18 protein-coding genes are annotated in these 19116 nt (G+C 38.5%); 14 read left to right on the top strand and 4 right to left on the bottom strand.

What is annotated here, in order from left to right; all coding sequences use genetic code 11:
- Window positions 1–146: 146 nt before the first annotated feature.
- Complete coding sequence (locus BP549_RS07635) at window positions 147–950, bottom strand: indole-3-glycerol-phosphate synthase (RefSeq protein WP_292379553.1); 804 nt, start codon at window positions 948–950, stop codon at window positions 147–149.
- Window positions 951–1320: 370 nt separating this feature from the next.
- Between BP549_RS07635 and BP549_RS07630 the strand changes: the two genes are divergently transcribed.
- Together BP549_RS07630 and BP549_RS07625 are read left to right on the top strand one after the other, a co-directional pair.
- Window positions 1321–2763, top strand: coding sequence for an AAA family ATPase (locus BP549_RS07630; RefSeq protein WP_292379550.1), 1443 nt, complete (start codon window positions 1321–1323; stop codon window positions 2761–2763).
- The gene (locus tag BP549_RS07625; protein WP_292379547.1) at window positions 2764–3441 is read left to right on the top strand and encodes a hypothetical protein; all 678 of its coding nucleotides are present in this window, start codon (window positions 2764–2766) and stop codon (window positions 3439–3441) included.
- A 147-nt stretch (window positions 3442–3588) separates the two neighbouring features.
- On the opposite strand, the gene BP549_RS07620 is transcribed toward BP549_RS07625, so the two are convergent.
- A complete protein-coding gene (locus tag BP549_RS07620; RefSeq protein ID WP_292379544.1) occupies window positions 3589–3960 on the bottom strand; it encodes a hypothetical protein in 372 nt (123 codons plus the stop codon).
- A gap of 54 nt (window positions 3961–4014) precedes the next feature.
- Between BP549_RS07620 and BP549_RS07615 the strand changes: the two genes are divergently transcribed.
- Window positions 4015–4650, top strand: a complete 636-nt coding sequence (locus tag BP549_RS07615; protein WP_292379540.1) for a hypothetical protein — start codon at window positions 4015–4017, stop codon at window positions 4648–4650.
- Between the two features lie 331 nt (window positions 4651–4981).
- Here BP549_RS07615 and BP549_RS07610 read toward each other — a convergent pair whose 3' ends face one another.
- Window positions 4982–5539 carry a hypothetical protein gene (locus BP549_RS07610; protein ID WP_292379538.1) on the bottom strand — a complete coding sequence of 186 codons (558 nt, stop codon included), beginning with the start codon at window positions 5537–5539 and terminating at the stop codon, window positions 4982–4984.
- A gap of 815 nt (window positions 5540–6354) precedes the next feature.
- On the opposite strand from BP549_RS07610, the gene BP549_RS07605 reads away from it, so the two are divergent.
- From BP549_RS07605 to BP549_RS07570, 8 genes are all read left to right on the top strand, one after another.
- Window positions 6355–6864, top strand: coding sequence for a thioredoxin family protein (locus BP549_RS07605; RefSeq protein WP_292379535.1), 510 nt, complete (start codon window positions 6355–6357; stop codon window positions 6862–6864).
- Between the two features lie 141 nt (window positions 6865–7005).
- Window positions 7006–7239: a hypothetical protein gene (locus BP549_RS07600; protein ID WP_292379533.1), complete on the top strand. Its 234-nt coding sequence runs from the start codon at window positions 7006–7008 to the stop codon at window positions 7237–7239.
- 503 nt (window positions 7240–7742) lie between these two features.
- The gene (locus BP549_RS07595) at window positions 7743–8210 is read left to right on the top strand and encodes a peptidylprolyl isomerase (RefSeq protein ID WP_292374894.1); all 468 of its coding nucleotides are present in this window, start codon (window positions 7743–7745) and stop codon (window positions 8208–8210) included.
- 267 nt (window positions 8211–8477) lie between these two features.
- Window positions 8478–10169 (top strand): adenosylcobalamin-dependent ribonucleoside-diphosphate reductase, encoded by a 1692-nt coding sequence (locus BP549_RS07590; protein WP_292379531.1) that lies wholly within the window; start codon window positions 8478–8480, stop codon window positions 10167–10169.
- Window positions 10170–10311: 142 nt separating this feature from the next.
- Entirely contained in the window at window positions 10312–11277 is a 966-nt protein-coding gene (locus tag BP549_RS07585) for a DMT family transporter (protein ID WP_292379529.1), read from the top strand.
- A 255-nt stretch (window positions 11278–11532) separates the two neighbouring features.
- Window positions 11533–12405: a DMT family transporter gene (locus BP549_RS07580; protein WP_292379527.1), complete on the top strand. Its 873-nt coding sequence runs from the start codon at window positions 11533–11535 to the stop codon at window positions 12403–12405.
- Window positions 12406–12567: 162 nt separating this feature from the next.
- Window positions 12568–13251 carry an ABC transporter ATP-binding protein gene (locus BP549_RS07575; RefSeq protein WP_292379524.1) on the top strand — a complete coding sequence of 228 codons (684 nt, stop codon included), beginning with the start codon at window positions 12568–12570 and terminating at the stop codon, window positions 13249–13251.
- Between the two features lie 11 nt (window positions 13252–13262).
- Window positions 13263–13718: a PPC domain-containing DNA-binding protein gene (locus tag BP549_RS07570; RefSeq protein WP_292374869.1), complete on the top strand. Its 456-nt coding sequence runs from the start codon at window positions 13263–13265 to the stop codon at window positions 13716–13718.
- A 110-nt stretch (window positions 13719–13828) separates the two neighbouring features.
- Here the strand turns inward: BP549_RS07570 and BP549_RS07565 are convergent, their stop codons facing one another.
- The gene (locus tag BP549_RS07565) at window positions 13829–14218 is read right to left on the bottom strand and encodes a transcriptional regulator (protein WP_292374871.1); all 390 of its coding nucleotides are present in this window, start codon (window positions 14216–14218) and stop codon (window positions 13829–13831) included.
- A gap of 598 nt (window positions 14219–14816) precedes the next feature.
- On the opposite strand from BP549_RS07565, the gene eno reads away from it, so the two are divergent.
- The 3 genes from eno (at window position 14817) to BP549_RS07550 (ending at window position 18751) form a co-directional block, all read left to right on the top strand.
- Window positions 14817–16103 (top strand): phosphopyruvate hydratase, encoded by a 1287-nt coding sequence (gene eno / locus BP549_RS07560; protein WP_292374896.1) that lies wholly within the window; start codon window positions 14817–14819, stop codon window positions 16101–16103.
- A 341-nt stretch (window positions 16104–16444) separates the two neighbouring features.
- A complete protein-coding gene (locus BP549_RS07555) occupies window positions 16445–17614 on the top strand; it encodes an ABC transporter permease (RefSeq protein WP_292379523.1) in 1170 nt (389 codons plus the stop codon).
- 492 nt (window positions 17615–18106) lie between these two features.
- Window positions 18107–18751, top strand: a complete 645-nt coding sequence (locus tag BP549_RS07550; protein WP_292374875.1) for a hypothetical protein — start codon at window positions 18107–18109, stop codon at window positions 18749–18751.
- Window positions 18752–19116 lie beyond the last annotated feature (365 nt).

The following is a 19116-nucleotide window of genomic DNA, read 5'->3' as shown; positions in this document are numbered from 1 at the left end:
AGCACAGTTTTTGGTCTCGTGATTGAAGCAAAATTTCGTTTTGAGTAATTTTGAATGAATTTTGAATGAATTTCGAGTCAATTTTGAGTGGATTTTTCATCCCGTCCAGCAGGTTGAAAGCTCCGAAAAGTCTGAAAAAACAGTTATTAACGCCAACCAGCGCTCTGGACGAATTCTTTCGTTTTATCAAAAACAGAAGCACTTTCCATAAGCGCAGAGCCTATCAGCACGGCATCTGCACCTGCCTGGATTACTCGTCTGACATCTCCAGGATTGTTCATCCCGCTTTCGCTTATTATCAGATGCTTGGTCCCGTGATCGAGGTCACATTCCCTTATAAGGGGAGCCAGCTCTTCTGTAGTACCGAGATTGATTTTGAGGGTTTCAAAGTCTCGGTTATTTATTCCTATTAATCTGGCACTCGTTTCCAGAGCTAAATCGAGTTCTTTTCTGTTGTGAACCTCTACTAGGGGCTCAAATCCTTTTTCAAGGGCAAGTTCTACGAACTCTCCGAGTTCTTCCCCAAGAATATCTGCAATCAGAAGCACAAGATCACTTTGAGCTTCTTCAAGCTGTACCCTATCAATAATGAAGTCTTTTCTCAGGACAGGCAAGCATACTGCATTTCGAACTGCATCCAGGTTTTCAAGTGAACCTCTGAATACTTCTGGCTCGGTCAGGACCGATACTGCAACTGCTCCAGCCTCTTCCATTTCCCATGCAAGCTCTGCAGCCGTTGTAGGCGGAATGTCCCGAAAAGTTCTACCTGGCGATGCTGGCTTGACCTCTGCAATTACAGGTATCCGTCCGTCGGCTTTCGCATCTTCTACCACTGAGAAAAAATCCCTTTTCTCAAATTTCATCCCCGGGTCTTCACGGTATATCTGTGGCCCTAAAGCCTGAATACGGGTTTTTGTTGTGTTGAGGATATGAAGAATTGAAGAGTTCATTATTTACCACTAACGTATATTTGTGTACATCAACGTCTAATGAAGTGCTTTGTATAAATAGGTTTTGGATAAGGAGGCTTTGCACCTAAAGTAGGATTTTTGACTTACTTTAGGTGCAGAATGAAGAGTTTAGGTGCAAGTGTAAAAGAGAGATAAAATTGGGAGATTTGGATCTAAATAATCGATACTAAAATATATAAATAAGTTTAATGTGGATCAACTATAATTACAGTGTAATATATTTCAAGATTCCACGTTGTACAAAATTTAAAATATTTATTCACTATATATCCAAAAATTATATTATATAATCTTACAAGTAGTATTTTTATCAAAATCGGTGATTATTTATTAGAGGAGTGACTTGAGTATGGATAAGATGCGAGTAACAGTTGAAAATTTAGGTGCAGTTAAAAAGGGCACATTTGAATTAAAACCATTAACTGTGTTTGTCGGCCCGAATAATTCTGGAAAAACGTGGACTGCATATACAATAGGATCTTTGTTTTCTATTGGTGCTTATAATAATTTCATGGATTATTACTCAGAGAACCAGCCAGAAGAATATAGTTTTATTGACAATATTGTTAAACAGATTTTAGATGAAGGGCATAGCAAAATAAATATAACTGAAATATTTGAAAAATATTATAAATATTATCTTAAAGATTTAATTAGGTTAATCCCGTCAAATTTGCCAGAAGTTTTAATGTCTTCGAGACTAAATTTTGATACCCTAAATATAAATTTTGAAATAGAAGAACGTTTTGAAAATTCTCTAGACATAATTAAATCATGGAAACTTGAAAATAATATTTCGGTAGATAAAAACGGTAATGCGATTTTGTCATGCCATAAAGAAAAAGGCGATTTTGATTTATTTTTCATAACAGAAACAGAAGGAAAAATAAAGGAGATTCCAGTTGCACTTATAAGGAGATTCATAGCGCTTCAAGTTTTTCAGTTAATACATCGGGCTTTTTATCCAAATGTACATTTTTTGCCTTCTGAAAGAACCGGTCTAGTGCAGATGATTGGTTTCGGCGCACTTGGGAAAGTAGTTGGGGATAAAAAAAGGGAAGATATTGATGAGAAAATAAATAAAATAACGTTCAAATCGTCTCCTTTCTCTCCTTTTGGAAGTCTTTTCAATATTCTATGGGAATCTTCAGATGAACTTGTTAAAATTAATCGATTGAAACTTGCTGAAAAAAACGCAGATATCAAAAATTACACTCATTTAGCAGAAATTCTAGAGAAGAACATTTTAAATGGCTCAGTTGATGTTTTTAGGAAAAGGGATGGGTCGCTACATATTATTTACAAATTCAAAGATAAAGAAATACTTGATTTACAAGCTGCTTCTTCATTTGTGAAAGATTTAGCTCCTCTGGTATTTTATCTTCGATTTGTGGCAATGAGAGGGGATTTAATTGTAATAGACGAACCCGAGATGAATCTTCATCCTTTAGCACAGGCACAATGTGCTGAATTTTTGGGAATGATGATTAATGCAGGTCTAAAAGTCATTATCACAACTCACAGCCCCTATATTGTTGAGCACCTTTCTAATATGATAAGAGCAGAAGACAAAGCAACAGCTGAAAACATATCAGAAATTGAAGATTTATTGTACTTAAAAGATAAAAATTCATTATTATCTAAAGATAAAGTCAGTGTATACCTTTTTGAATACGGTGAAATAACTAAATTACTAAACGATAGCGGCTTCATAAATTGGGGAACATTCGGTAATATTTCCGACGAACTACAAAGAATTTTTTACAATATACTAAATATGGAAGATGTCTAAATGCCATTTAATATGCTCATAGCAACGTGTTTGCTTGGAGACACTTGTTACAATGAAAATAAAGTAAAAGTATATTTTGAGCGCGATTCAAAAGATGAAAAAGTTCTTTTCTTTAAAATAGACGACAACCATACTGAAAATTGTGTACTAAAACCAGGATTCCGTAATTACTGTTATAATACTGAGCAAGAATCTAATAAATGTAGTAAAAAAATCACTCGTCATAAGAAAGTAAGTCATTTAGAGGCAGATTCTTCTCAAAAAAGTAATAAAGTTTGTGATTTACTTATCTATTATAGTAAAGGCGATACTTTAGAGGAAATTATGTGTTTAACTGAATTAAAAAGTGATGAGAATGATATTGATCACGCTCTATTGCAAATAATGAACACGTATAACAAATTTAAGGATAAAGTTTCATCGGATTACAATTCTAAATATCCTAAAAATACTACTTGGATGGGGTGTGTATGCTGTAAGCGAGGAAGCGCGCCCTCCTATCATGATCAACAAGCCATATATGATTTTATAAACACATCAGAATATAGAAATTGTAAATTAAATATAGAAGTGTTCCCTGTACATTATGTTAGTGAATATGAGCCTTTTTACAGTTGTGATATTGGTAAGCTTTTAAGACAAAAATTTAATCACAGTTTAAAACAAAAAAATAAATAATTAATTCATATTACTTGTATTGATACTTAAGAACTCTGGATTAATCCCATTTTCATACATCTCATGGATTACTACAGTTAAATTATACGCTATAATCTTAGCTAATAATTCATTCACCTGAGCAACTGGATTCTTAGACTTCAAAGTCTATCCGAACCTCCTCTTAATGGCTGCATTTGTAGATTCAATATTGCTTCTCTTGTGGTAGTGCTTCATGAATTCATCTCTATTAAACTGGAAGTAATGATACATTTTTGACCACGTGGTTGGACCTCTGGATTTTACAGTTACGTTCTTTTTAAAGAGTATATATAGAGTTCCACCAATAACACCTACCAATTCAAGATTTTGTTTAGATGAGTATTGCATATCCGTGTAGACTTCACTGATTGAAAAACATTTGGGGGTTTGTTTAATCAGGGAGTTTAACTGGGGTGAATCATTATCATATCCATTTGTTTTCTTACCAAGCCTGCAAGTAGTGCCACAGCACACAAGAGGATTTTCCTTGAGTGCCATGGCGAACGTTATTTATATATTAACCAGATGTATGCTCCAGATTGAGGTACACCCGTGGAAACAAAGACCATTAAAGTTAGTGCTGAACTCTACGAAGCCCTCGACTTTTGTAGAGATAGAAATAGTGATAGTGCGTGGGAGTCTAAGAGTACGATAATTACAAAATTACTAGCTCGATACGATGACACCTGCCAGCTTATACATGAAAACGGTAGTTACTGGTTCATCATTAACGGTAGGAAAAGGAGTTTTCCGGAACTCTCGCATACTACGGAAAATGTGAGAATCACGCAGAATCTTCATGACAGGCTCAATGAAGCGAAAATCCACCCTGATGAGACAATAAATACTGTTTTGCAGCGTCTGTTGTTTTCGTACTATGGCAACAAACTGGTATATCGGATTAACATAAAATCCACCAGCAACAAGGACAGCCAGGACTTAATCTTTTTCATGCATGAGCTATTGATGACAGAACCAAAATTTAACAATGCGCTGTTTGTTGAAGTTGTAAGCGTGGGAAATTGCCCGGAAAGAAAAAGCAAATACGACGAAAATACGTTACCACTATCAATATTGTACGATTTTGAGGACCATGAGATATGGCGCATGGAAGGGAAGCATAATTTGGATGAGGTGAGAAGAAAATTAGAGTCATTTATCGATTCGTTAGAAGAGTTCATTGATTAACATGCGGCTGAAGCTTGAAAAGGCAATTTTCCTTACCTTACTCAGAAAGCTTTTGAATTTTTCTATTTTGTGTTGTAGAGTTAATGTACTTTATATGGTTACAGTCCTTTCTGGGTATTTTAACTATAAAAATCCATATTTTGAACCTTAACTGTATTTCTTTTCAAGAAGATTCAAGATTGTAGTTTTTCTTGCAGATCGCCAAAAACAAAATTAATCTGCCGACAGGAATATCGGCTTAAAATAATCAGCATCAATCTGAATATTTATCTAAATTTGCTTACTAGGCCCACAAGTTTAGTAATTTCCTCTGATTTTAATGTCGAAGTTTTCACTCAAGAGTTTCTGTCATTGATTTTAAGCTTTTGAACATATCCACAATCATAGGTGTGGTGCTCTCAGGCTCTCCAAGGGTTGAGTTGGCAGCTTCGATCATGCTGTCCGGATATTTGAGGCTTGCATTAAGCTGTGCCATATTTTCATTTAAGGAGATCAGGGACTCTTTCATCTCACTCAAGTTTTCAGGATTCGATTCCAATACATCGAGTATAGAATCCGCTGTTGCTATGCCTGCCTCTGTCCCTTCGATTGTAGGCTGCAGAGATGGGTATTCCTCGACACGAGAGTTAAGGGTCCCGTTTATGAGGTTAAGGTCAAACATTTGAAGCATGGATATAAGAAACCGGAAGTTCAGGCCTATTTCCTGATCAATTAATTCAGTTTCATTATACATTGATGCGAAATCTGTTTTATCTTTTTCGTCTTCTAAATTGACATCTGCCTCCTCAGTTAATGCTAATGAAATTAGAAGAGTTGAAAGCACAATCAAAAGGCTTGTAGCTATCCTCAGGTGAAAAATATCTAGTTTCTTCGTAATAATTTCCCCCACAATTACTTTTTGCAGTTTAGTAAAACTACTTCCCAATAAAAATACACTGAATTGTCTATAAAAATGTAATCTTTCATATAAATTATTCAAGCAGGTAGAGAACCTTCATGAAGAGGAATAAATTACCAAAAAATTCTTAGGACTAAAATACTAAGAAAAATGTGCTCTATGGAAGATTTGCACAAATATGAGGAATTATGCCCGAAATTACTGTTTTGCAGCTGTATTTTTAGTGAAATGAACTGTAAACTATGGAATAAAGGAAAGTAAGGAATTGCAAGCCTTTTTCAAATGGAGAAAAAGCGAGGACTATATAAGACTATAAATGCACTCAAATTGGATTAAAGAACAGTAAATGATGCTTTCAGCGCTGGGTCAATAAACAACATCAATTCCCATTTTTTAAATTATAGTCTATAAAAGATAAACACTCAGGCAAGAAATTTCCTTAAACAATGTCAATGAAGTATATTCTATCCTCACCGAAGCGAGGAACAAAAAGCTAGAGACAATATAGAGACAATATTAGGTATACCCTGAAAACAACGTCAACAAAATTTAATAGATTATATAATTTTCATAAATTTTTATGATAAGGATAAATTCTTCGGCTATTTTTATTTATTCTCTAGTTGTATACATTTATGCCTCTTATGAAAATAAATTTAGGTTTATTATTTTCTATATACAGAGACGTCAAAATGATTCTAAAAGTTAATTATTGTAATTGTCACTGATAAATTTACATCAACGGATTTTAAGAATCAATCGTACAAGAATCAATCGTATAATAGTGAATATAATGGAAGGCTAACATGAAGAAATCAGTTATATTACTGATCTTGCTTGTGTCAGTACTCTTTACGGCTGGATGTGATGAAAACTCCCAGAATAATTCCACAAACTTTGGAATAAGTGCGGATAATAATGTTGTTGTTATAACCCAACTGGAGCAGATAAACACGTCCCTTCAGAAAACTCCTGTATTTGTGAAAATAGGAGCTAGATGGTGCCCAGAGTGCCGGTCTTTAAAGCCCGTCCTTAAAGAACTAGCAGCAAAATATCAAGGAAAAGCAACTATTGTGTCCGTAGATGTAGACAAAAGTCCTGAACTTGGATACTATTTCGACGTAGAAATTATTCCTTACTCCTTTGTGATTGTTGGCATTGAAAATGGAACATATGTCTATATGCAAGAGAATGGGAATGTCAGCACGGATATATCCCAGGCTAGGTTTGTTGGACGAAATGATACTGATGAAGAAATGTTTAAAAAAGTCCTGGATCTTGCCGTCATTCAACAGGAGAAAAACAAATCCAAATGAAAAGCATGTGACTAATAGACTTAATCTTAAAGTCCTAATATAAAAAACGGAAAATCTTAAAGTCTGAATATAAAAATCGGAAATTAAAGTTTAAGATAAATCCCAGAGTTTCAGATAAAGACCAAAGAGCAAGAGGATAGTATGGTTTGTCCAGTGTGCGTGGTTGGAGGTATTGGATTTATTCTCAGTAAAATTTTTGGGCTCCCTGATGTTTTTGTTGCTTTCGTGGTTGGGATGCTGGCTACTTCGATGGCTTACTGGGTAAACCATATCATGGTAAAAAGATGGAAGAAAAGGAAAGGTCAACTTGTAGCACTCAATATCCTGTCAGGAATTATGTTTTTGTATTCTCTAAAATTGATTGGCTTGTGGTGAGGTAAAAAATACATTTTCAAATTTCACGTAATTATTTCAGTCATAAACCCATTTCTCGCAGTAAAATTCATTTTTTCATAATTTTGCATCACGGTATAATGTTATCCATTTTAGTCCTGTCCATAAATTATTGATTAATTCTAAAAATAGACTTTTGCCGTCTCGCTTTCGGGTTTTGATCAAACTTTTCTTGAAAGTTTGTGATAAGCCTTTTTAAAAGGTATGACGCGTAGCCCAAAATGGAACTCAAATAAATGAGCCTTTCATCGCGTTGGAAGTCAGTTTTTGATAATCATAAATCTGCTCTCCTGACTCAGCTAAATATCTTCATTATAATTCAGCCCTCTTGAGCGAACGAAGTGAGCGAAAAGGGCTTCGTGCTCCCGAAGCGAAATTCGGGTAGCGAAGCATTTACATGTAAGGTAAGCATAAAGTGCACGAAAAGCCGACAAAAAGACAGGCGAAAATAAAAATAAAATTGTATGACTGGCAGAGGAAAAGCAATGGCTGTATGGAAAGGAAAGAAAGTGGTTCTCCATACCACTATGGGTGATATAACAATCGAGCTTTTTGAAGACATGCCGATTACAGCGGGAAATTTCGCAAAACTCGTGGAGAAGGGCTTCTATGACGGAGTTATTTTCCACAGGGTTATTGACAAATTTATGATCCAGGGCGGAGACCCGACAGGCACAGGCATGGGTGGACCAGGCTACGAGATTCCTGATGAATTCACGAGCCATAACCGGAACGACAAGGGTACTCTATCCATGGCAAACGCAGGCCCGAATACAGGTGGAAGCCAGTTCTTTATCAACCTTGTGAACAATAATTATCTCGATAGGATGCATCCTGTCTTTGGAAAAGTAGTGGATGGCATGGATGTTGTGGATTCCATAGGAAAGGTGAAAACTGACCGCCAAGACCGCCCGAAAACCGAAGTAAAAATCATAAAAGCTGAACTGGTCTGAAATTTCTTATACTTCAGGATAAACTTCAGGATAATTCCTGCCTTTTATTTTTTCATTTTTCTACTTTTCATTTTTCTACTTTCCATTTTTATCCTTGTTTATTATTTTTAATCTTTAAATCTGATGATTTCTTCTATGTAGTTTCTAAATCCTTCTTTCTGACAACTAGTTCTGATTATCATTTCTGATCACATTTTCGGATACAATGATAAAAAATCCCGCCTAATAAGAATATAATTTCTTTTATCGGAGACTGAAGCCTGCTGAATGTTCACAGGAGAAGAGATTTTTGTGTGGGAAACAGAAGAGGGATTGGATTTTCTGGCAAGTGAGACTCTTAAAGTCAGGTATCTGCGTGAGAAGGAAAAAGATTGGGAGGACGTTTGCGAGAGAGTTGCAAAGGCAATTGCAGTAACTGAGGAAGAGTATGTCGATTTCAAAGATCTCATGATAAGAAAGATTTTTCTTCCTAGCTCGCCCACGCTCATGAATGCGGGCACCGAATTTGGACAGCTTGCAGCCTGTTTTGTAATTCCTGTGGAGGACAAAGTTGAGGAAATCTTCAATTCGATTAAAACCGCAGCTCTGATTCAGAAAACCGGAGGAGGTACAGGTTTTAATTTCTCTAAAATATGCTCTGATGGTTCTCTCAGCTCCTGTGGTGACGACGTAACGAGTGGTCCTGTAGCTGTCATGAAACTTTTTAATCAGGCAACTGAGGTCGTAAAACAGTTTGGAAGACGTCGGGGTGCCAATATGGGCATCCTTGAGATTTCCCACAATGATATCCTTTCTTTCATCAGGGCAAAGCATGTAGAAGGAGAGTTGAGCAATTTTAATCTCTCGGTTATGGTTCCTGATGCTTTCATGGAACTTGTTGAAGCCAATAAGGTTAGCGAGGTTTGGAACCGGCAAACAGGCGTGACGGTCGGGTGCATATTTTCCGAAATTCTTGATGGGATCTGGAGAAACGGCGAACCTGGTATTCTTTTTTATGACCGCATAAACAGGGATAACTTCACGCCTGCACTTGGTGATATCTCGGCCACAAACCCCTGCGGGGAAGAACCACTTCTTCCTTTCGAAGCCTGCAACCTAGGCAGCATAAATCTTTCTCTTTTTGTTACGGATGGAAAAATAAACTGGGACCTTCTCAGGGAAGTAGCCGGAAAAGCTACCCGCTTTCTTGACAATGGAATTGATAAAAATATATATCCTGTTCCGGAGATTGAGGCTGCAACCAAAATGACCCGTAAATTAGGGCTTGGGGTAATGGGCTTTCATGATATGCTTCTGAAACTTGGGTTGCCCTATGACTCACAGGAAGCCTTCAAGCTTGCGGAAAAAGTTATGGAGCAAGTTACTTCGGCTTCAATCCGAGAATCAAGAAAGCTTGCTTCGGAAAAAGGGGCTTTTCCGGAATATGAGGACTCCATGTGGGAACTTCCTATGAGGAATGCTGCATTAACCGCAGTTGCTCCGACAGGTACGATCAGCATTCTTGCCGGTTGTTCGGCAGGAATTGAACCTGTTTTCAGCTGGGTATACAGGCGGACCCATACCGTAGGCAGGGAGTTTATGCTTGTTCACCCATTTTTTAAAACACATTTCAAATCGAAACTGCCGGAAGCTGACTATAACTGGCTTCTTGAACATGTCTATAAATACGGTACCTTGCAGAATATGGAAAATCCGAAACTTGTAAGCAAAGAAGAAAAGCAGCTTTTCAGGTCCGCACTTGATATTGACTGGAAGGCTCATATTGATATGCAGGCCGCATTTCAACGGCATTGCCACGCTGGAATTTCGAAAACTATCAATATGCCTGGTTCCGCAGTAAAAGAAGATATCAAACAGACTTTGATTTATGCCTGGAAACAGGGGCTAAAGGGGCTTACTATCTACAGGACAGGAAGCAGGCAGCATGTGGTACTCAGCCTACAAAAATCTCAAAACTGAATCTGAGACTCTAAAAACCTTTTGTGATCTCAAAATTGAATTTGGAGCCTCTAAATAAATCTGTGTTTTCAACAGTATAATAAATATTACAAAGTGTTATCTTACTAAAAATATATATACATTTAATCACTCTAAATAATCTATGACTGAAGCTTATAAACATTATTTTGAACTGCTAATAGCCTGCATCATTTACGGTACCGTCGGAATCTACATGCAACATCTGGAAGACATGTCCATAGGCTCAATTATTTTCTACAGAATATTCTTCGGACTCACAGCCGTTTTGTTTTATCTTGCAATTTCCGGGAATTTAAGCCAACTCTCTCTAAAAAGAAAGAAGAAGTACCTGCTTCTTCTAGGATTATTGTATGTTTTTCAAATGTTTTTTTATTATTCGGCAATTCGTTATCTCGGAGCTTCTTCAGCCGTTCTGCTGCTTTATACGGATCCGATTTATCTGACTATTCTTGCCCCTCTGCTGCTGGGTGAAAAGAACACAGGAAAAACTATTTTTGCTCTTTTCCTTGGCCTGATAGGAGTCTTCTATGTAACAAGGCCGGAAGGAGGTTTCGAACAGCTTGAATTTGGCAGTAATTATCTTAAAGGAGTGCTTTTCGGACTTATAGGAGGGCTTTTTAGCAGCGGCGTAATAATCTCAGTTCGCTATCTAAGAGATGAATACAACGGGCTTACCCAACTCTTCTGGCAGAGTGCAATCAGCCTGTTCTTCCTTTCACCCTTTGCCTTTTCCGTTCCACGGGATGTGCTTACCACAAACCTTCCAGTCCTTATACTCTTTGGGGTACTGATTACAGGTATCGGGGCAGTGTTTTATATAAGGGGTGTAACAGGCGTGAGCGCTATTACGGGCAGTATCCTTACTCTCCTTGAGCCGGTTTCCTGCATATTCTTTGACTACACGGTACTCGGAAGCCCGATTCACAGCGGGATGATTACTGGTTGTATTTTCATCCTTGCTGCGGCAATTGTAATAAGCTTCGATGATTCGGTTTCACTGAAAAAATTAGTTTTCCGGGACAAAATAGCTATTAACAAAAGGGCCGTTGTCAGGAAAAAACCGGTTTTAAGGGCACAGGGTAAATAAGATTTTACCTTTGAGCTTATCTTTCCTTTTTCTTCTTTTTCCTTTTTCTCTTTCTTTTCTTTATCTTTCCTTCTTATTTCCCTCTTCTTTCCTTCTCTTTTTTATCTTTCCTTCTTATTTCCCTCTTCTTTCCTTCTCTTTCTTTATCTTTCCTTTATCCTTTCTTTTCTCACTCAAAATTCTTCATAAAGCCCCGCAGGTCCTACATTTTTCCACGCCCAAAAATATATATCCGCAAACTTTTAATTCTCGACCATGCCTGTGCAGGAAAACTCTTTAAAGCCATATTCCGAAGTTATAACTGGCAGCATTATTTACGGCACTATCGGAGTTTTTCTGGATAAGATTCAGGATATGTCAGCCGGATCTATTTTGTTCTCCAGGCTCTTCTTTGGTCTCGGCATGATCTTTATTTACCTACTGTTCAATCGAGGGCTTGGACAGCTTAAACCTCAAAAGAAAAAAAGATACCTTCTGATCCTGGGTCTTCTGAATGCGATAACAGGATTATGTTACTTCTCATCCATCCGGTACAGTGGGATCTCAGTTGCTGTCCTTCTGTTGTATACGGCTCCGGTGTATGTTAGTCTGTTTGCTCCGTCGATTCTCGGAGAACACAGAAGCAGTAATAGCTTTCTCCCTCTTTTACTTGCAACTGCAGGAGTTTTACTGATCGCCCATTCGGGGGAAATTCTTGAACATACAGGCCCTGAGTTCCAGAAAGGCCTTATTTTCGGCTTGCTGTCAGGTTTTTCATTCGGTGCGACTATTCTAACGGTACGGTACCTAAAGGAAGATTATTCAGGGATTGCCCAAACCTTCTGGCTGACCGGAATAAGCCTTCTTTTTATGCTGCCTTCTGCACTCTCCACTCCGGCTGACGTTTTCGTTAAAAACCTTGACATCCTGCTTCTCTTCGGCGTAACTGTTACGTTTGCTGCTGTAATATACTTCAGGGGGATCTCAAAAATAAGAGCACAAACAGGAAGTATTCTTGCTCTGATTGAGCCTGTTTCCGGAATCTTCTTTGATGTTACTGTCCTAAAAAGCCCGCTCTATATCTCGACTTTCCTGGGCTGCAGTTTCATTCTCACAGCAGCCTATATTATAAGTAAAAGGGACGAGTAAAGATCTCAGTGGAAAGAAAAGGTATAGAAACTTCCTCTCTATATAACAGATAAAGGGTTCTGAAATATAGATTTTCTATAAGATCTTGCAGTCTGCCCAAAAGCTCTTTACTTAAGAGCTCCTCTATTTTTATTACAATTGTTTTGAAAACACAGGAAAAGCATGACTGAAGAAAGCCCAATTATCGAGCTTAAAAACCTGACAAAAATATATAAAAACGGAATAGAGTTTCGTGCGCTCGACAATGCAAATTTGAGAATTAAGAAAGGGGAATTTGTGGCAATTGTCGGGCCCTCGGGTTCAGGTAAAAGTACACTTATGCACCTGATAGGCCTGCTTGATACTCCAAGTTTGGGGACGCTCCTGATAGACGGAAAAGACGTAACAAAAATGTCGGATAAGGAACGTTCCGAGATGCGGAACAGGATGCTCGGCTTTGTTTTCCAGTACCATCACCTGCTCCCGGATTTTACGGCTCTGGAGAACGTAATAATGCCACTCTTGATTGCGGGAAAAAGCAGGAAGGAAGCACAAGAAATTGCTGAAAACCTTCTGAAAGAGGTAGGGCTTGAAGATCGGATGGATCACAAACCCGGGGAACTTTCTGGAGGACAGAGCCAGAGGGTTGCAGTAGCAAGGGCACTTAGCTGTTCTCCTGCAATCGTGCTTGGGGACGAGCCTACAGGCAACCTTGATACTAAAACAGGTGACTTGATTTATGAACTGCTCAGACGGTTGAACAGGGAGTATAGTCAGACCTTTATTGTGGTTACTCATAATGAGGACCTGGCCTCGAAAGCTGATAGGATTATCAGACTCGTGGACGGGAAAATTACAGATCAGTGAGGATTAGATAAATGGAGTATGCAAAAGGAAGAATAGGCAGAGTATTTACTGTCAGGATCGATCATGGAGATGACTTGATTCTGGAACTGATTAAACTTGCTGAACTGGAGCGTATCGAATCTGCGGTTTTCATGTTGCTGGGCGCATTAAAAGAAGCAAAACTTGTTACAGGCCCAAAAGAAAGTATAACCCCTCCGGAACCTGTATGGTTCGGCTTTAATGATGCCCATGAGATTCTAGGAATAGGAGATATTTTTTTAATGGATGGAAAGCCTAAGATCCACCTGCATGCAGGTGCAGGAAGGGGAGATAATGTAAAACTAGGGTGTTTGAGAGGTGAGAGCGAAGTTTTTATGGTAATTGAGGTTTTCGTCTTCGAACTAGAGGGATTCTCTGCCAGAAGAATTGCAGATAAGGAACAGGGCTTTTCCCCTGTAGATTTTGAGCAGGCTTCGAACCTGGAATGATGGCCAGGTAAAACAAGTAATTGGCTATAATAAGTGCTCAAAAGTTTGAGTATAATGGCGAAAATCAAAAATACAATCCTGCAAAGATTGTCCGGCAGTTTTCCTCAAGCTCAATTTTGAGACACTAATTCCAGTTCTCGAAGCCTTTTGAGTGCAATTATTTTTTCCGTGTTATCTTTTAAAAATTCTTCCTCTAGAACCTTTACAATTTGTGAGAAGGGCACTGTTAACTGGTAGTACTTTACAGGTCTACCTTTTCCTTTATTCTTTTTTTCAGACCTTTCGTCCACCCAGCCTCTATCCCTCAGGGGACGCATGGCTACACTCACTTCCGGTTGTCTAAGCCCCGATACAAGTTCAATGTGAAGGGACCTGAGCTCACTGCAATCTTTGAGACATACGATTGCGGTGGCTTCTGTCCTCGGAAGTCCCAGGCTCTGGAGCATATCAATAATTGAATACTCTTTTTCGGTTAAATTAACTGGAGAATCGTCGGTCATCGAAAGTGAATAATACCTTCAGGTTTATATATTTTATGTAGATAAAATTGTTTTTTTAAATAAATTGAGTATTGTTACGGAGTAAAATGGCTATCAAACCCTACTAAAACCTTTTTTTGGAATGTTTCAATATATAAACTCGTATTAACAAGTCTCCAGAAAAAAACAGTTTTGTTATCCTGACCAAAACCTTTAAAGCTAGTGTTTGCAGGAAATTAGCATTCCTGAAATTCGGAAAGCCTGAGTTAAAGATTACAAAAATAAGAAAATCTCCTGCGAACTTTCAAATTATGGTATTCCTAGATTCACAAAGCTACGGATATCTGAGACAAAAATAATTCTGGATTCGGGAATTGAGAATATAATCTTTATTTGTTAATAGAGTTTCTTATGAGAAAATAGCGTAAAACTTAACTAAAATTATTCGCGTTAACCGGATAAAGAATTAAATACAATTCGGACATCTAACGGTTAAGTTAAGGTTAAGCTCCAAATTAATATTAAGCTTCAAATTAATATTAAGCTTCAAAATTAAGGTTAAGCTTCAAATAACAGAATATATGTAATAGATAGATCAGAAATTAAAAAGGGTGAAATGATGTCGTATATCGGTCTACAGCAGGATTCTGGAGAATATAAAATCCAAAAGATACATGCTCGGGAGATCCTGGATTCACGGGGAAATCCCACTATTGAAGTTGATGTGTTTACACCGAAGGGATTTGGCAGAGCCAGTGTTCCTTCAGGAGCTTCTACTGGTACGAATGAAGCCCTTGAACTGCGGGATGCAGACCCTAATAGATATGGAGGAAAAGGAGTTCTTACTGCAGTAAAGAATGTGAACACCATCATCCAGAAAGAATTGCTGGGGCTTGATGTTAGAAACCAGCGGGAAATCGATGAATTGATGATCGAGCTCGACGAGACCGATAACAAATCAAACCTAGGAGCAAATGCAATTCTTGGGGTATCCATGGCTGTTGCAAAAGCAGCTGCAGACTCCCTTAATATTCCTCTTTATCGTTATTTCGGAGGCTCAAATGCGTTTACTCTGCCGGTACCCACAATGAATGTCCTTAATGGGGGCAAGCATGCAGGTAACGATCTTGCAATTCAGGAATTCATGATTCAGCCCAAAGGTGCAGAAACTTTCTACGAAGCTCTCCAGATCGGAGCAGAAATCTATCACGTTCTTGGAAAAATATTGGAAAAAAAATACGGCCGGTCTTCTACTAACGTGGGCTATGAGGGAGGATATGCCCCTAAGATGAGCGAGTCAACCGAAGCTCTTGATGCCCTCGTCCAGGCTATTGAGGAAGCAGGCTACACCGACACCGAGGTCACAATTGGACTTGATGCTGCGGCCTCCGAGTTTTACGAAGACGAAACCTATACAATCGACGGAAAGAAACTTGCTGCTCCCGAACTGATGGATTACTACGTCGAACTTGTGAATTCCTATCCTATCCTGTCAATTGAAGATCCTTTCTATGAGGAAGCCTTTGAGGATTTCGAAGCCCTGACCAATGAGCTTTGGGATACAATTATTGTTGGTGACGACCTCTTTGTGACAAACATCGAGAGGCTTTCAAAAGGCGTTGATATGGGAGCGGCAAATGCACTTCTCTTAAAGATCAACCAGATCGGAACACTCTCCGAAGCTTTTGATGCCGCAAGCATGGCTTCCAGAAATGGTTATACCGTAATAGTAAGCCATCGTTCTGCCGAAACCGAAGACTCCACAATTTCTGATCTCTCTGTTGCAATTGGGGCAGAAATGATCAAGACAGGAGCCCCGGCACGTGGAGAACGGACTGCAAAATACAACCAGCTTCTCAGAATCGAAGAAGATCTGGGCGAGGTTGCACATTACGTGCAGCTTTAACCTCTTTTATCTTTTATTTTCCATTTTATCCTTCTTTTTTTGATTTCTTTTCCAATTTACTAAATTCTATAATTCTCTCAGTTTTTTACGTGTTTCCTGAGAGTATCGGAAACTGATTTATAATTAGTTTTACAAGAATAATTATAAGACTGCTTATAGGGCGTTCACTATATTTGGAAAAAATGTGAAGTAGGAGTCTTATGAGGTTGAAATATTATCTCTTCTGATATTTTTGAAATCCTCGGGGATTTAATCTTTCAGGAGTTGTGGATCGATCGCTTACTGAAGCTGGATGGAAGACTTAGATACGTATCAGATTTTTCCAGTGGGAGTTCATTTATATGTACGAACTGAAAATCGCTTTGAGGCAGGTTTTGTCCAGAAGGCGGCAAACCTTTTTTGCTATTCTGGCAGTTGCCCTTGCCGTAGCTGTTATTACAGTAATGATGGCTATGCTTTCAGGTTTTCAGACAGAACTCGTAAAATCAAGCATTGAAAATAATCCTCATATTGTCATAACACCTCAAGATAAAAAAGAAGAGTTTATTCATCTTTACAAGTACAATTCGGCTCGGATCGCAGAAAAAGAAGGAGTTATAGCGGTATCTCCCAAATATCTGGGTCAGGCTGCCCTGGAACACCGGGACAATGCCGAAGGAGTTTCGCTTCAAGGGGTTGAACCTGAGGCTGAAAATTCAGTTATGAAAGTAAGTGAGGATATTATAAACGGGAGCTTCCTATCGCTTGTTCATACAAGACATGGAATTGTGCTTGGGGATAAGCTTGCAGAAAATCTAGAGGTACAACCGGGAGATAGTGTGGATGTGGTTTTTCCAGGTTCGCAAACTACTTCCTTTAAGGTTGTAGGGCTTATTCATACCGGGACTAGTGCAGACGAGGTAACTGCCTATGCAAGGCTTGATTCAGTGCAACGATTTTTTAACAAACCAGGGGTTGTGAGTACGATAGGAGTCAGGGTTACTGACCCGTACCAGGCCGAAGTTATAGCAAGTTCAATTGAAAGAGAATCTGGCCTTGATGTCGTCAGCTGGCTTGAAGCAAATGCAGAAATCTTAAATCTCCTGAACACTCAGAAGATCTTTGTAAACGTCTTCTATTTATTGATCTATGGAATTGCAGGTTTCGGGATAGCGAATACTCTGATTACCATCGTTGCCCAGAGGACTCGGGAAATCGGTATCCTCAAAGCCATGGGAGCTTCTCAGAAAAGCATAATGGTTGTCTTTCTTTTCCAGTCTGTGATCCTTGGGGCAATAGGGCTTGTACTTGGCACCGTTTTTGGTTACATTGTAACTGTTGCACTTCAGAATTACGAAATCAAGGTCCCTCAAGAGATGTATTTTGGGCTACAGACCCTGCCTCTTAAAATTGAATCCATTAATTTTTTGTATGCGGCTTTCTTCGCTTTCATCATAAATATTATTTCGGGTATCTACCCTGCACGGAAAGCTGCAAAACTCGACCCTGTGAAAGCTATCGAAAGCACCTGAGGGTGTCTGATGACGCCTGATGAGATTTTTCCAGAAGTTTTGTCTCAAAAGCCTTGTCTCAAAATTAAGAAAAGTCGAATTTATCAAGAGCTTTCTGGCTGTTTGTTAAATATGGTTGCGAGTTTATTTAAGTTAGTAGGAGTGTATTTAACAGTCTCATACTGATAATATGCAATGTTGCTACTCATTGTCAAATAGAAATATCCGGAATTTGCAGAAAGGTTGTATTTGAAAGGATAGAGCATGGGTTAAGAGGGCGACTATTTCTCTTAAATAATTTCCCCTCCTACAATGATGGTTATTTCCCTAAATTCCTGGACTCAACTTCCTTGTTGATTAAATCAGGTACTTTGTTTAATATAAGTTCGTTTATATGAGTTAATTTATCTACCATGGACAAATTTATAAATTATTTGTCATGTCGGTTTATGAACCATTTGCAACAAACAGATTTATAAGTTGCTTTTCGTAATGGGTTTAAGAGGCGCTTTTATGATTGAAATGAAGTTACACGGTACATACAACATCTATTATGCAATTCTCGGCATGCGAAATCCTATGAACTCCTGGCACCTTATGGACAGCAGTGAGCCTGACGAGGCAGGGGACTGTACGCTTGGGGAAAAGGACCTGAATCTGGCCCAGCGCCTGACTCTTGCAGGGAACGAGCACGGCAAATTTTTAAGGTTCATTACAGTCTGTTTTGACCTAATAGCTCCTCTCTACTGGTGGAAGGAATTTGATACTTACAAGTTCGTAGAAAAAAACTCCACTTCAACGATGCACAAGCTGACCAGCAGGGAGCTTGCTCCTCATGACTTTTCTTTTGATACTCTAACAGATTACAGAAATGACCAGATCCGGCACCTGAATGACCTTATCAAAGCCTACAAATCCCGCGAGGGAGACAGTGAAGAGGACAACGCATACCGGAAAGCGGTTTTCAGGGAACTCGTCCAAGATCTACCAAGCGCATTTATGCAGAAAAGGACGGTAATAACCAATTATGCTGAACTCCGCAATATTTACTTCCAGCGCCGCTACCATAAGCTTGATGAGTGGAGGGAGTTCTGCGCTTGGATGAAAGAGACACTTCCGTACGCCGAAGAGCTCATTTGCTTGGAAAAGAAAGAGTAAAACCAGAAATAATCTTTTTTTAACAGACCTGTTGGAAATAGATTGATCTTAGAACCCTTCTGGAAATATATTGATTTTAGAACCCCAGGCTCTCACCGGTCGTGTCTGCACGACCGGTTTTTCCTTAATTAAATTGAAAGATTTGAGAGTTTGCCCTTTCCAGTTTTATATTTCAGATTCTTGCTACTTAAATACCAGTGAAGGGCTTTAATTTGGTTAATTGATTTAATTCTCATGATTTTAAGAACTTTTTTACGGATTTGTGGTGCTTGCTATTGCTTTTTTGCATTACCTTAATATTTATTAATAAGATTTATGAATATAAAAATTCTGAACTCAGAGGTTCTGCATCCAAAAGTTCTGCA

It is taken from the genome of Methanosarcina sp. UBA289 (genome assembly GCA_002496565.1).
Lineage (GTDB): Archaea > Halobacteriota > Methanosarcinia > Methanosarcinales > Methanosarcinaceae > Methanosarcina.
This window is presented reverse-complemented; position numbering and strand designations above follow the sequence as displayed.